Here is a 12,705-nt window from a genome sequence, read left to right on the forward strand (position 1 = left end):
GCGCGCGCTATTGCACGAAGGCGAGGCCGACGCGCTTGTCACTGCGCCAAACTGTGCGACAATTCCGCACGAAATCGTCGCGCGCGATCGATAGCGTGAACGATTGCGGCAATGTGACGGGGGTGTCGAGGTCGATCGCCGCGCCGCCCGCCGACATGTTTCGCACGGTGCAGGGGATGCCGCTGCTTTCGAAGGTGATCGTTCCACCCTTGAAAACACGGTGCCGCTGCGCTGCACGCTTCTCGATCATCCGCGTTGGTCCATCATGATGATTGTGAAGTAATGCATAGAAATTACGTTGAACTAAACTCAATACTGGCGCTACTTGCACAGCGCTTCAGACTTCGTTTACGACGTTGACGCGGAGAATCTCTCCGCCGACTTTCCCCACACGCTCTTCTTTTATGGCGCTACGCGCCGATGGAGATACTGATGAAGACCACGCTTTCGATTTTGCTCGCCGCCGCGTTCTCGCTGTCGTCGATGCCTGCCCACGCCGTCAAGTGGGACCTTTCGACCATGAGCTGCAAGCAGTTCCTCGAGAGCGGCGAAGACAACATCCAGGTCGTGCTGACCTGGATGGACGGCTGGTACAAGGGCGACGAGGACAACGCGATCATCGACACTGACGTGTTCATCGAGAACGCCAAGAAGTTCGGTGCCTATTGCGGAAAGAATCCGACCGCCAGCATCGTCACCGCAGCCGACGAAGTGCTCGGAAAATAATCTCGGCAAGTCATGAAGCGTGCGGACCGAAGCGAGGATGCAATCGCGCTTCGGTCTTTTGCTTCGACACGATCGTGATGGAGAGCCGCGGTGCGCTTTGCGCCCACGCGGCTCTCTTCTTTTGAGATGCCGCTCAGCCCGGCAGCATCGCGAACGCGCTCGATACCATCGCGATCGGTTTGTTGTCGGTCGCCGAGAGCAGCGTGACGCGGCCAAAGCTCATGGTGCGCCCGAGCCGCACCACGCGCGCGTCCGCCAGCACGTCCGACGAGGAGACCGCGCGCATGAAATGCGTGGTCTGGTCGACCGTGGTCATGGGGCGGTAGCCGCGATTGGCCGCGAGGTTCGCGATCACCATCGCGGTGTCGGCGAGCGCCATCAGGGCCTGGCCGCAGACCATGCCGCCGTTCCGGCACAAGCGCTCCGAAAACGGCATGCGCAGGAGTGCGCCCGGTTGCCAGTCCGGCGCATCCGCCGGCTGCACGTGCTCGAGGCGCTCGACCGCGAGATTGAGATCCTGGACCCAGGGCGCAATAATCTCGCCGAGGATGCGTCTGGCGTCGGAGAGGCCGAATTCGGTGTCTGGCTGCATTTGCATTGCTGGCGCGCTCTCCTGTATTGCCGGATGTTTCGGCCCATTGTGCGCGCATCGGCGCGGCAAAGTCACCCGGTCTGGGGCCGGTCCCGTCGGCTTGAAAATGCCTGACTTGGCCCGATATGATGGCTTGCTCGGGGTATGGGTGGATGATGTTGCGTCGGAGTGTCCTCCTCTTTTGTATGGCCGCGCTCGGCCTCGCGCTGAGCGGGTGCACCAAATGCGGTCCGATCTGGGACGACTGGCTGCATGCGCCGAAATCGTGCAGATCGGATCGGCTCTAGGGGGCCCCGGACGGCCTCGGCGGTCGCGACCGGCCGCGACAAGGATGACCAGGCGCGGGCGAACCGTGCCTCCATGGATGATCAAGGAGTAGACGATGAAGCTTTTCCGTTTGGCCGCGGTGCTGGCCGTGCTGGCGGGACCTGCCTATGCGCAAATGCCCAATCTGAATTTGCTGCAGGACGCCCCGAGCAAGACCCCCGAGGAAAAGGCCGCGGAAGCCGAGCGTGACAAGGCCTATAAGGAAACGCTGAAGAAGATCCCGGATTCCAAGACGTCCAACGATCCCTGGGGCGGCATGCGCTCCGATCCGCCGAAGCAGCCGGCGGCGCCGAAGGCCTCGGCTGCAACCAGCGCGCCGAAGAAGTCCAAGAGCGGCACCGCCGCCAACTGACCAGCGGCACCGCCGCCAACTGACGAGCGGCGCCAGCTGACCGCAGCTCCATCCGGGGGCGGCACAACGCCTTCGGGAGGGGACTCCTCTTCGTCCGGCTCACGCCCTACATTTGGCTGGAGGGTAGCGCGCAGAGGAGGAGGACATGGCCGATCGTCCGCGGGATCTCGCCGAGCGGATGGCGGGCCGGCGCAAGATCGCCGGCAAGCCGGGCCAAACGGTCGGCGACGGCTATCTGCGCGAGACCTTCACGCTGCCGCGCGCGGCGGCACGGGAAAGGGCGCAGGCCTTCTTCGCCCGCTACCCCAAGGCCGGCTATATGAGCGCGGTCGAGACCTGGCGCGAGCTGCCCGGCGGCGACATCGAATTCACCATGCGGCGGCTGCCCAGCGCGGATTGAAGCTGCTTGCTAGTCGAGGGTTTCGGCAACGATTCGGATCCGGAACACGGGCTCCTTGGCCTCGTCCAGCAGCTCCATGTGCCATTCGGAATTTTCCTGGAGCTTGCGGGCAATGCCGGCGGTCATGTCGGCGCAGACATTGGTCATCTCTTTCCAGGCCGAATCGCGATCGGCGAATTCCGTCGCCTGGTCCGCGCAGCCCGAATAACGGCCATTCCGGATTCGAAAGAAATACAATGGCATGGCTGGCACCGATCGCGCGCGTGATGGCCTTGCCCCCAGGGCCATGAGCGCGCGCAGTCCAATCCCAAACCATTGTCAGATCAATTCCGGGCGGCTACGGATGATGTTCCGCCGCCAGCCGCGGCGCGGAAGGCGCCATCCAAAGCCGACCTTCATCCGGCCGGTTCAGTCGGTCCGGCCGATCGCTTCAGCTCCCGATCGATGCGCAGCTGCACGCGCCGGATCGCCAACAGATCGATTTTCGTCTCGGTCTTGCCGGTCTTGACCTGCTCGCCGATGCGGAACTGCCATTGCCAGATTCCGGGAATCGCCGTCTTGGCGACAGTGAATTCGATGCCCCTGAGATTCATGGTGACCTCCCCACGATTCACTCTCCATGTCTGCAAACATGTTGGGCGTCCCAATATTCCGGAGACAAGCAAATTCTGTCGGTAAGCCCCGGATAGTTCGGGGATATCTCGAAAGCGCGCGTGCGCCGAAACAAGCGGAGCCGGCTTTCGAAAGACGCCGGGCCGTGAGACAGTAAGGCTGTCGCATACCCGTGGTTCTCCGACCATGAACAAAGTTCCTGGGCTGCACCCGGCTGCGCCGGTACGCCGATCGGACGGGCCGCGGGGGCCCCGCCGGGGGGTTACCGTTTTCCCTGCAAGCGGCGGCATATGCCTTGCTTGGTCTGAACGACGGCAAGAAACAACATGGGCCCGGTCATGCTCGGCATTCCCCGCCGCTACAGTCATTTCGTCTTCGGAATCATCCAGTCCGGACTGACCTCGCTGATCGCGGCGGGGATCGCCAGCTTGCCCGCCGGCAGCGCGATGAGCTTCGTCGGGCACTGGATGGTGTCGTGGCTGATCGCCTGGGCCGCGATGCTGCCGATCGTTCTGCTGGCTGCGCCCGCGATCCGCACTTTCTCGCTGCTCCTGACCCAGGAGGAGAGAGATCCGCGAACCGCCCGGCACGGATGAAAAAGCCCCGCCTGGGAGAGCCAGACGGGGCAAAAAGTTATTGGAGGCTGAGGTGCTGGGCTGCAACACCATAGCCACATCATTCTAGCCGGCTGCGCTTACGGCAGCCTGACAGGCGGCGGATTTCCGGGCCGAGCGTCGAGGCCGCAGACTGGCCCCGCACCGGTCCCAATTTCGACATCCGTTCGCACAACTGCGGACACACCGGTCGGCAAGATTCCACATCGTTCGGCGCAGCCATGGGGGAAACGTGGCACGCCGACCACGGGGTGGCATCATGGATAACGTAGAGCGGTCATTCGCCGCCGCGACAGCGGCTGGCTTCGTGGTGCTGGTGATCGGCCTCGTGCTGCTGGCGCTGCTTTAAAACAGGCGCGCGAGCGGCAGCCTTTCCCCGGATGACGGGTTACGGGGCGTGCCGCATTCTCAAAAACTGGAAACCAACCCCATGCACAGTAGGCGGCATGGAAATTCGGTTGTTCTTTCAGCGACTTATGAGTAGTGTTTAGATGCCGTCATTGCGCGCGATGCGCCCCGTGGAGCCGCTCAAATCGACTCGAGCTGCGCTGCCGACACCTTGCGACTGCTTCCCGCCGCCGCCAGCAGCATCGCCGGCGCGCCCTTGTCAGCTTCGGACGCCGGCCCCGCGCCGTGTTTAGTGGATCTTGATTTCGTTCAGGGGAAGGTGGAGCTCGGCGGCGCGCTCTTGGCGGTCCTTCTTGCGGAACTCGTTTTCCGCGCGCTCGAACTTCATCAGCTCCTCCTGCGCCGCCTCCAGCAGGGGATTGCGCCTGATCGTGTCGCGGTTCGTGTTGTCCGTCATGACTGAGATCCCCAAAGTTGCGGTCCCATCCTGGAGAAGGCCCAAGACCGCGAAAAGGTTCGGTGCCGCAGGATTACGGAATTCTGACGGCGGCCGGGCCATGCGTCTTTGATGCGCGTCAGCTTCGGCCGGGCAATGACGTTGCGGCAGCCCTGTTATTTCGGCGATTGCAGCCCGGGGGATATGACCCAATCGTGCAGATGATTGGCGACGTCGGCCTGGCGGGCCTTCTTGAGCAGGGCGTCCCGCTCGGGCCCGGGCGGAAGGCTGGAGGCCTGCTCCTCGACCTGCTTCACCCATGCGGAGAGTCGGTCTTGAAGCGTCAGCTGCTGCTTGAAACGTCGCCGCTTGAGCATGGCGCGCTCCTTTCCGTGCGAGGGAGGCGGGAGCGCAATCGGGCGTTCTCATCACCGATAGTGGCCGCGGTTCGTGCGGTGATGGCCCATTGAGGACCATTAACGGGACCGGCGTCTGTCCAGTTGTGTGCACAACGCGAATGAGGAGGGGGACTGGGGGGATGCTCACGGACAACCCCCAAATCCGCAAAAGAACATATTGCGAACCTAGAACAAATGGGGTACGCTACTTTTATCGACGAGCCGCCTCGCCAATCGTTTGTCCCTCACGCGAATCCTCGCCATAAGGAGCACGACCCAATGTCCGCCACTGCCCTGCGTATCGTCGAAGGATCTTCCATGGACAAGAGTAAAGCTCTGGCCGCCGCGCTCTCTCAGATCGAGCGCCAGTTCGGCAAGGGCTCGGTGATGAAGCTCGGCAAGAACGACCGGTCGATGGACATCGAGGCGGTGTCGTCAGGCTCGCTCGGGCTCGATATCGCGCTCGGCATCGGCGGTCTGCCCAAGGGACGCATCGTCGAGATCTACGGGCCGGAATCGTCGGGCAAGACCACGCTGGCGCTGCACACGGTGGCGGAAGCGCAGAAGAAGGGCGGCATCTGCGCCTTCATCGACGCCGAGCATGCGCTCGATCCGGTCTATGCCCGCAAGCTCGGCGTCAACATCGACGAGCTTCTGATCTCGCAGCCCGACACCGGCGAGCAGGCGCTGGAAATCTGCGACACGCTGGTGCGCTCGGGTGCGGTGGACGTGCTGGTGGTTGATTCGGTCGCCGCGCTGGTGCCGAAGGCCGAGCTCGAAGGCGAGATGGGTGATGCGCTTCCGGGTCTGCAGGCGCGCCTGATGAGCCAGGCGCTGCGCAAGCTGACGGCCTCGATCAACAAGTCCAACACCATGGTGATCTTCATCAACCAGATCCGCATGAAGATCGGTGTGATGTACGGCTCGCCCGAGACCACCACCGGCGGCAACGCGCTGAAGTTCTATGCCTCCGTCCGGCTCGACATCCGCCGCATCGGCGCGATCAAGGAGCGCGACGAAGTGGTCGGCAACACCACGCGCGTCAAGGTGGTCAAGAACAAGCTGGCACCGCCCTTCAAGCAGGTCGAGTTCGATATCATGTACGGCGAGGGCGTCTCCAAGATGGGCGAGATCCTCGATCTCGGCGTCAAGGCCGGCATCGTCGAGAAATCCGGCGCCTGGTTCTCCTATGACAGCCAGCGTCTCGGCCAGGGTCGCGAGAACTCGAAAGCCTTCCTGAAGGCCAACCCCGACATCACCGCCAAGATCGAGACCTCGATCCGCCAGAACTCCGGTCTGATCTCCGAGCAGATTCTGGCCGGTACGCCCGAGAGCGACGCCGACGGCGAGGAGCCGGCAGACGAGTAAGACGAACCGCGAAAGCTTTTCGCGAGGAGCGGGCGCTGAAGACGTTGAGTTGCCGACGTCGTCAGCGCCCGTTTCGTTTTGCGTTGTCGTGATCGGATGGTGGTGTGATGAAGCGTCTGATCCTGACCAGTGCGGCCGGCGCCGATCTCGCCAAATCGAAGCTGGCCGAGATCGTCGTTCTGTTCTTTTTTCGCTTCACGTGGGGGCCGTTGCCTTCGTCCGACTATTTCGCAGCCTATTTCGGGGCGCAGTCAGGGACGCTCAGGCCGGGCGATCATTGGTCGGATTGGGGTACAAAATGGCCCTCCAAGTTCAAGGAACTCAGGAAGCTACCCTTTGCCGATTTTTGCGAGCGCTATGACGAGATCGAACTTTGGTTCGATCCGAGCCCAGACGATCAACTGCAGCTGATCTGGCTGCTCGACTATCTTGCCTCATACCCTGAGCTGCTGAAAAAACTCAGGTTGCGTCTGCTTGCATCCGATCTCTTCGATCTGAGAGACCGAGTTTCCGAAGCGTCCGCGTCGCATATTCCTATGGTGGATGTTCAGGCCCGTGAACTTAACACTGCCAGAATGGCCTGGCAGGCCTATCGCACGCCGACGCCCGAGGCCTGCGCCAACCTACTTTGGAGCGATCTGAGCGCCTTGTTGATGTTGCGACCGGCATTGCAAGAGCTGTTGGCAGAGCTACCGTCATCCTCGACGGGTCTTGGTGCGACCGAGATGCGATTCCTGGAGCTGCTTTCCAGAGGATTTGCAAATACGAACGCCCTGTTTCATCTGCGCTCGCAGCGGCGCACGTACGTGTTCAGCGAATTTGATTTGGGTTCGCTGTTGGAGGGGCTCGCGCTTGGCCCCAGGCCCGCCGTAGCCGGTTTGGGCGATGAACTGCGTACAATCGACCACGGCAATCTAAGGGCTCGGCATGAGGTCTATCTCCGCAGCCGATTGTCGTTGACCGAGTTCGGGAAGGCTGTCCTGGCCCATCAGGAGGATTTCAGCCGATACAATCCGATCGACCGCTGGTGGGGCGGCACGCATCTGACCAATGATAAGCTATGGCGCTACGGCGCAGTCCTGACGAAACCCTGAGGATCCCGCATGACGCGGCTCATCGTGACGACCGATTCGTCCGCCGCCGGCGCGATACAAGGCGCCGGCCTTGGCGATCTCGTCCTTGCGATCGAGCGCCGGCTTGTCTTGGGGCCGCTGCCGTCTGATGCGGAACACCGGGCATTCTTCTCCCCGCGAACGACCCAAGCGCTCGGCCTGCACTGGCTGGACCACACCCCGGCCTGGCGTCTGGAAGGGGCTGGGGTGAGGGGGCGCGGACTGGTCGACCTGTTGTCCGAATGCGACACGGCCGAACTGTGGATGGGATCAGAGCCAAATGCACAGTTAATTCTGCTTTGGTTGCTCGATCATTGCAGCACCGAGAAAGCGGCAGTTTCCAAGCTCTCGATACGTCACCTGGACTTTGCCGTGGGTGATGTCGCGCCGGAGCAACTTGTGAAGCTGAATCCGCCAATAGGAAAACTTGCGGAAGATCACCTTGAACTGGCCGGTCGCGCATGGTGCGCTTATTGCGGACCCACGCTGCAGGCCTGGTTCAACCTGCTTGAAGCGGACTTGAGTCCGCTTCCGCAGCTCGAGCATTGCGTTGTTGACCTGCTCGAAGAGCTTCCAAACGTGACCAGCGGCCTCGGGACCACGGAGACACGGATGCTGCAACTCATCGCGCCGGGCGAAGTGCAGCCCTTTCACGTCTTCCCGGGACATCAGAAACCCAACGACCGGCGCGTGTACGATTACTGGGAGGTCGGCGCGCTGCTCGATGGACTCGCGCGATGTCCAGTGCCGGCCGTAGCCGGGCTGGAGGAGGGGCCATTCACGCTCGACATGCATGACGATGCTCGCCGTTTCGCGCAATACAAGCAGTCCCTAATGTCGCTCACCGATTTCGGGATGGCGGTGCTGACGGGAGAAGAGGACTTTCGGCGCCATAATCCGTTTCGCCGCTGGTGGGGTGGCACACTTCTCACCAGCGAACGGCTTTGGCGATGGGACGCCGAGCACCGCGCGTTGATCGCACCTGACTAAGGGCGCGCATGGCTCTCAGCGTTCCTGTACGCGAATCAATTTTTTAAGAGGCGACCGTGTCTCATTTGATCTTATCCACGAACCACCTTGACGAAGACGTGCTTGCCCAGTCGCGCCTCGCGAATGACGTGGTTGGATTCAATCTACGCTTCGTGTGGAGGAAATTGCCTCCCGAGGAACAACTATTGCTTGGGCTGGAGCGCCGATCGGCGAAGCACGGCAATCCTGGCGATCATTGGCTCGATGAGGCTTGTCGCGGCTCGCTGGAGGGGTTCGGAACGCGTGATATCGGTTTCTTCGAGCTGTGTGCGAAGTTCGACTCAATTGAAATCTGGGTCGACCCTCGACCAAACGATCAGCTTGTGCTGATCTGGCTGCTGGACCTGCTTCGCCCCTACAAGGAGATTACGACGAAGCTCAGTCTGGTGCACACAGATGATCATGTTGCGGACTATGCTCCGGAATCTGTCGCAAAATGGAAGCTGCCGGCCTTCAAGGTGACCGAAAACCATTTGGCCTTGGCACGCCGCGCCTGGCAAGCCTATCGGGCTGAAACGCCAAAGCCCTGCTTCGATCTTCTGATGACGGATCTGACGGCCCTGCCGAGACTTCGGCCGGCGCTCATCGCGTTGCTCGAAGAGCTTCCGGACAGTGTGACGGGCCTGGGTGCCAGCGAAATGGATATTCTGGAGTTTGTGAACGATGGGCACACCGACCCGAGGATCGTCGAGGGAGCGAGGTGGCTTCGCAATGTGTTTGACGAAAACGACGCGTTTGATGCCTTGCTCGAACTGGGGGCGCACCCGGCCCCGCCGATCCTGCTGGGCGATCCGGCATTCGACAATGAGGATCGCTATTTCGGCAGGAGCGAGTGGAAGGTCACGCTCACTGAACTCGGGCGTTCAATTTTTGCGCGCGAGGATGATATGTGGCGCCACAACCGGATTTATCGCTGGTGGGGCGGGACCGAACTCACCAACGAACGGCTCTGGCGCTGGGATCGTGAAAGCCGGTTGTTGATTGCGCCATAGCGGCGCATCCGGTGCCGTAGGGTGGAAAAAGGCGCGCAAGCGCCGTGCCCACCATTTTCAACAAGCAAGAGGTGGTGGGCACGCTGACGCTTTGCCCACCCTACGAGAGCTCCGCCGACGAGACCTCCGTCGTGGCTTACTCCGCAGCTTGCGCGTAATCGCTCACGGGCGGGCAGGAGCATACGAGGTTGCGGTCGCCGTAAACGTTGTCGACACGGCCGACGGGGCTCCAATATTTGTCGGTGCGAGAGGTGCCCGCGGGGAAGCAGCCTTCGGCGCGGGTGTAGGCGCGCTTCCAATCGTCGTCCGCGATGTCGTGCACGGTGTGCGGGGCGTGGCGCAGCGGCGAGGCCTCGATCTTGAAGCGGCCGGCCTCGACCTCGGCGATTTCTTTCCGGATCGCGATCATGGCGTCGCAGAAGCGGTCCAGCTCGGCCTTGGATTCCGACTCGGTCGGCTCGATCATCAGCGTGCCCGGCACCGGGAAGCTCATGGTCGGGGCATGGAAGCCGTAGTCGATCAGGCGTTTTGCGATGTCGTCGACGGTGACGCCGGACGTCGTCTTCAGCGGACGGGGATCGACGATGCACTCATGCGCGACGCGGCCCTTGGCGTTCTTGTAGAGCACCGGGAAGTGCGGATCGAGGCGCGCTGCGATGTAATTGGCGTTGAGGATCGCGATCTCGGTCGCGCGCTTCAGGCCTTCGCCGCCCATCATCAGGATGTAGATGTAGGAGATGGTGAGGATCGAGGCCGAGCCGAACGGCGCCGCCGAGACCGGGCCGACCGGGGCATCCGCCTGCGTTGCCGGATGACCGGGCAGGAACGGGGCGAGGTGCGCCTTGACCCCGATCGGGCCCATGCCGGGGCCGCCGCCACCGTGCGGGATGCAGAAGGTCTTGTGCAGATTGAGATGGCTGACATCGGCGCCGTAATCGCCGGGCCTGCTAAGGCCGACCTGCGCGTTGAGGTTGGCGCCGTCGAGATACACCTGGCCGCCATGGCCATGCACGATGTCGCAGATCTCGCGGATGTGCTCCTCGAACACGCCGTGCGTCGAGGGATAGGTGATCATGACCGCAGCGAGATCATTGGAATGCTTCTCGGCCTTGGCGCGGAGATCATTGACGTCGACGTCGCCGTTTGTCTCACAGGCGACCACCACCACGTCCATGCCGACCATCGCGGCCGAGGCCGGGTTGGTGCCGTGGGCGGAGGAGGGAATCAGGCAGATCTTGCGATGGCTCTCGCCGCGCGCGGCGTGATAGCCGCGGATGGCAAGAAGTCCGGCATATTCGCCCTGCGCGCCGGAATTCGGCTGCAGCGAGATCGCGTCATAGCCGGTGATGTCGCACAGCCACTTTTCCAGCCGCGCGAACAGCGCGTGATAGCCTGCCGCCTGCTCTCGCGGCACGAATGGATGCAGCGAGCCGAACTCCGGCCAGGTCAGGGGCATCATCTCGGTGGTCGCGTTCAGCTTCATGGTGCAGGATCCCAGCGGGATCATGGCGCGATCGAGCGCGAGGTCGCGATCGCTGAGCTTGCGCATGTAGCGCAGCATCTCGGTTTCCGAGCGATGGGCGTGGAACACCGGATGCGTCAGGAACGGAGTGCCGCGCTTCAGCGCTTCCGACAGCGCCTCGCGCGTGGTGGCGTCGATCTCGGCGTACGACAGCGTGCCGCCGAACGCGCGCCAGACCGCTTCCACCGTTGCCGGCGTTGTGGTCTCGTCGAGCGCGATGCGCAAGCTGGTGTCGCCGACGCCGAGATTGATCTTCTCGGCCGCCGCGCGCGCGACGATCTCGGCGCGCTTGGCGCCGGCATCGACGCTCAGGGTGTCGAAGAAGCTGTCAGACTGCGGCGCAAAGCCGAGCTTGCGCAGGCCGCTCGCGAGCACGGCGGCGCGGCGATGCACATTGCGGGCGATCTGCGTCAGCCCTTCGGGCCCGTGATAGACCGCATACATCGAGGCGATCACGGCCAGCAGCACCTGCGCGGTGCAGATGTTGGATGTCGCCTTCTCGCGGCGGATGTGCTGCTCGCGGGTCTGCAGCGCGAGGCGGTAGGCCGGTGCCCCGCGCGAATCCACGGAGAGGCCGACGATGCGGCCGGGCAGCGAACGCTTCAGCGCATCGCGCACTGCCATGTAGGCCGCGTGCGGTCCGCCATAGCCCATCGGCACGCCAAAGCGCTGGGCCGAGCCGATCGCGATGTCGGCCCCTAACTCGCCCGGCGAGGCGAGCAGCGTCAGCGCCAAAAGGTCGGCGGCGACAATCGCGAGTGCGCCCTTGGCCTTCAGCGTGGCGATTGCAGGCCGGAGGTCGCGCACCGCGCCGGAAGAACCCGGATATTGCAGCAGCGCGCCGAGCACGTCGGCCTGGTCGAGATCGGTGAGGGGATCGCCGACGACGAGAGCCCATCCGAGCGGCTCGGCGCGGGTGCGCATCACGGCCAGCGTTTGCGGATGCACGTCCTTGTCGACGAAGAACGCTTGCGCTTTCACCTGCGAGTGACGCTCGGCGAGCGCCATGGCTTCGGCGGCCGCGGTGGCTTCATCGAGCAGCGAGGCGTTGGCGACGTCGAGCCCGGTGAGGTCGCAGATCATGGTCTGGAAGTTGAGCAGTGCTTCCAGCCGGCCCTGGCTGATCTCGGGCTGGTAGGGCGTGTAGGCCGTGTACCAGGCCGGATTTTCCAGGATGTTGCGCTGGATCACCGCGGGCAGGATCGTGCCGGAATAGCCTTGGCCGATCAGCGAGGTGAAGACCTGGTTCTGCCGTGCGAGCTCGCCCATATGCGCGATCGCCTCGGTCTCGCTGAGCGGCTTGCCGAGGTCGAGCGGGGCGGCCTGCCGGATCGAGGCCGGCAGCGTCTCCGCCATCAGCGCGTCCACACTCTTGGCGCTGACGGTTTCGAGCATGGCGGTGACATCGCGCGCCGACGGGCCGATGTGGCGGCGAACGAAACTGGCGGCGGTGTCGCCGTTGGTCTTGCGGTGCGCGGTCATCGCTTGCTCCATCGTCCTTAAGCCGTGTGCGCCTTGTAGGCGGCTTCATCCATGAGGCCGCCGAGTTCGCTTCTGTCGGCCATCTTGATCTTGAAGAACCACGCCTTGCCTTGCGCGTCCGAGTTCACCAGCGCCGGCTCGGCCGCGAGCTCGGCGTTGGTCTCGAGCACTTCGCCTGTCACGGGCGCGTACACGTCGGAGGCCGCCTTGACGGATTCGACCACGGCGGCGGCTTCCGCCTTCTTCAGCGTGCGGCCGACCTTGGGCAATTCGACGAACACGACGTCACCGAGCTGCTGCTGGGCGTAGTCGGTGATGCCGACGGTGGCGACGTCGCCCTCGATGGCGAGCCATTCATGGTCGGAGGTGTACAGCGTCGTGGTCATTCTCGAATC

The 12,705-nt window shown here is 63.1% G+C and carries 16 protein-coding genes; 8 read left to right on the forward strand and 8 right to left on the reverse strand.

Annotated features, from left to right (window positions below; all coding sequences use genetic code 11):
- Positions 1-7 precede the first annotated feature (7 nt).
- On the reverse strand, positions 8-250 hold the full coding sequence (locus BM190_RS22015) for a PilZ domain-containing protein (RefSeq protein ID WP_177237215.1): 243 nt from the start codon (positions 248-250) through the stop codon (positions 8-10).
- A gap of 182 nt (positions 251-432) precedes the next feature.
- On the opposite strand from BM190_RS22015, the gene BM190_RS22020 reads away from it, so the two are divergent.
- The gene (locus BM190_RS22020; protein ID WP_026201704.1) at positions 433-726 is read left to right on the forward strand and encodes an HdeA family protein; all 294 of its coding nucleotides are present in this window, start codon (positions 433-435) and stop codon (positions 724-726) included.
- 133 nt (positions 727-859) lie between these two features.
- On the opposite strand, the gene BM190_RS22025 is transcribed toward BM190_RS22020, so the two are convergent.
- Positions 860-1,324, reverse strand: coding sequence for a PaaI family thioesterase (locus BM190_RS22025; RefSeq protein WP_091965474.1), 465 nt, complete (start codon positions 1,322-1,324; stop codon positions 860-862).
- 376 nt (positions 1,325-1,700) lie between these two features.
- Between BM190_RS22025 and BM190_RS22035 the strand changes: the two genes are divergently transcribed.
- Both BM190_RS22035 and BM190_RS22040 read left to right on the forward strand, forming a co-directional pair.
- A complete protein-coding gene (locus tag BM190_RS22035; RefSeq protein WP_018316631.1) occupies positions 1,701-1,997 on the forward strand; it encodes a hypothetical protein in 297 nt (98 codons plus the stop codon).
- Between the two features lie 145 nt (positions 1,998-2,142).
- Entirely contained in the window at positions 2,143-2,397 is a 255-nt protein-coding gene (locus tag BM190_RS22040) for a hypothetical protein (protein WP_018316630.1), read from the forward strand.
- Positions 2,398-2,406: 9 nt separating this feature from the next.
- Here BM190_RS22040 and BM190_RS22045 read toward each other — a convergent pair whose 3' ends face one another.
- Positions 2,407-2,640, reverse strand: coding sequence for a DUF6894 family protein (locus BM190_RS22045; protein ID WP_018316629.1), 234 nt, complete (start codon positions 2,638-2,640; stop codon positions 2,407-2,409).
- Between the two features lie 152 nt (positions 2,641-2,792).
- Positions 2,793-2,990 (reverse strand): hypothetical protein, encoded by a 198-nt coding sequence (locus BM190_RS22050; protein WP_092258982.1) that lies wholly within the window; start codon positions 2,988-2,990, stop codon positions 2,793-2,795.
- 357 nt (positions 2,991-3,347) lie between these two features.
- Here BM190_RS22050 and BM190_RS22055 point away from each other — a divergent pair, with 357 nt between their 5' ends.
- On the forward strand, positions 3,348-3,605 hold the full coding sequence (locus tag BM190_RS22055) for a DUF2798 domain-containing protein (RefSeq protein WP_026201701.1): 258 nt from the start codon (positions 3,348-3,350) through the stop codon (positions 3,603-3,605).
- Positions 3,606-4,260: 655 nt separating this feature from the next.
- Here the strand turns inward: BM190_RS22055 and BM190_RS22060 are convergent.
- Both BM190_RS22060 and BM190_RS22065 read right to left on the reverse strand, forming a co-directional pair.
- Entirely contained in the window at positions 4,261-4,428 is a 168-nt protein-coding gene (locus BM190_RS22060; RefSeq protein ID WP_018316626.1) for a hypothetical protein, read from the reverse strand.
- Between the two features lie 155 nt (positions 4,429-4,583).
- Positions 4,584-4,784, reverse strand: a complete 201-nt coding sequence (locus tag BM190_RS22065; protein ID WP_092258985.1) for a hypothetical protein — start codon at positions 4,782-4,784, stop codon at positions 4,584-4,586.
- Between the two features lie 300 nt (positions 4,785-5,084).
- On the opposite strand from BM190_RS22065, the gene recA reads away from it, so the two are divergent.
- From recA to BM190_RS22085, 4 genes are all read left to right on the forward strand, one after another.
- Positions 5,085-6,173 (forward strand): recombinase RecA, encoded by a 1,089-nt coding sequence (gene recA / locus BM190_RS22070; RefSeq protein WP_018316624.1) that lies wholly within the window; start codon positions 5,085-5,087, stop codon positions 6,171-6,173.
- 107 nt (positions 6,174-6,280) lie between these two features.
- Positions 6,281-7,267, forward strand: a complete 987-nt coding sequence (locus tag BM190_RS22075) for a hypothetical protein (protein ID WP_092258988.1) — start codon at positions 6,281-6,283, stop codon at positions 7,265-7,267.
- Positions 7,268-7,276: 9 nt separating this feature from the next.
- Positions 7,277-8,275 (forward strand): hypothetical protein, encoded by a 999-nt coding sequence (locus tag BM190_RS22080; protein WP_092258991.1) that lies wholly within the window; start codon positions 7,277-7,279, stop codon positions 8,273-8,275.
- A 56-nt stretch (positions 8,276-8,331) separates the two neighbouring features.
- The gene (locus BM190_RS22085; protein WP_244550704.1) at positions 8,332-9,306 is read left to right on the forward strand and encodes a hypothetical protein; all 975 of its coding nucleotides are present in this window, start codon (positions 8,332-8,334) and stop codon (positions 9,304-9,306) included.
- Between the two features lie 136 nt (positions 9,307-9,442).
- On the opposite strand, the gene gcvP is transcribed toward BM190_RS22085, so the two are convergent.
- Complete coding sequence (gcvP, locus tag BM190_RS22090) at positions 9,443-12,310, reverse strand: aminomethyl-transferring glycine dehydrogenase (RefSeq protein WP_092259320.1); 2,868 nt, start codon at positions 12,308-12,310, stop codon at positions 9,443-9,445.
- Between the two features lie 17 nt (positions 12,311-12,327).
- The gene (gcvH, locus tag BM190_RS22095; RefSeq protein ID WP_018316619.1) at positions 12,328-12,696 is read right to left on the reverse strand and encodes a glycine cleavage system protein GcvH; all 369 of its coding nucleotides are present in this window, start codon (positions 12,694-12,696) and stop codon (positions 12,328-12,330) included.
- Between the last annotated feature and the right edge of the window lie 9 nt (positions 12,697-12,705).

Source organism: Bradyrhizobium sp. Rc3b, assembly GCF_900114915.1.
GTDB lineage: Bacteria > Pseudomonadota > Alphaproteobacteria > Rhizobiales > Xanthobacteraceae > Bradyrhizobium.

Coding starts and splice junctions, on each gene's coding strand:
- BM190_RS22015 (WP_177237215.1), bottom strand. CDS start 250: ATGATCGAGAAGCGTGCAGCGCAGCGGCACCGTGTTTTCAAGGGTGGA.
- BM190_RS22020 (WP_026201704.1), top strand. CDS start 433: ATGAAGACCACGCTTTCGATTTTGCTCGCCGCCGCGTTCTCGCTGTCG.
- BM190_RS22025 (WP_091965474.1), bottom strand. CDS start 1,324: ATGCAAATGCAGCCAGACACCGAATTCGGCCTCTCCGACGCCAGACGC.
- BM190_RS22035 (WP_018316631.1), top strand. CDS start 1,701: ATGAAGCTTTTCCGTTTGGCCGCGGTGCTGGCCGTGCTGGCGGGACCT.
- BM190_RS22040 (WP_018316630.1), top strand. CDS start 2,143: ATGGCCGATCGTCCGCGGGATCTCGCCGAGCGGATGGCGGGCCGGCGC.
- BM190_RS22045 (WP_018316629.1), bottom strand. CDS start 2,640: ATGCCATTGTATTTCTTTCGAATCCGGAATGGCCGTTATTCGGGCTGC.
- BM190_RS22050 (WP_092258982.1), bottom strand. CDS start 2,990: ATGAATCTCAGGGGCATCGAATTCACTGTCGCCAAGACGGCGATTCCC.
- BM190_RS22055 (WP_026201701.1), top strand. CDS start 3,348: ATGCTCGGCATTCCCCGCCGCTACAGTCATTTCGTCTTCGGAATCATC.
- BM190_RS22060 (WP_018316626.1), bottom strand. CDS start 4,428: ATGACGGACAACACGAACCGCGACACGATCAGGCGCAATCCCCTGCTG.
- BM190_RS22065 (WP_092258985.1), bottom strand. CDS start 4,784: ATGCTCAAGCGGCGACGTTTCAAGCAGCAGCTGACGCTTCAAGACCGA.
- recA (WP_018316624.1), top strand. CDS start 5,085: ATGTCCGCCACTGCCCTGCGTATCGTCGAAGGATCTTCCATGGACAAG.
- BM190_RS22075 (WP_092258988.1), top strand. CDS start 6,281: ATGAAGCGTCTGATCCTGACCAGTGCGGCCGGCGCCGATCTCGCCAAA.
- BM190_RS22080 (WP_092258991.1), top strand. CDS start 7,277: ATGACGCGGCTCATCGTGACGACCGATTCGTCCGCCGCCGGCGCGATA.
- gcvP (WP_092259320.1), bottom strand. CDS start 12,310: ATGACCGCGCACCGCAAGACCAACGGCGACACCGCCGCCAGTTTCGTT.
- gcvH (WP_018316619.1), bottom strand. CDS start 12,696: ATGACCACGACGCTGTACACCTCCGACCATGAATGGCTCGCCATCGAG.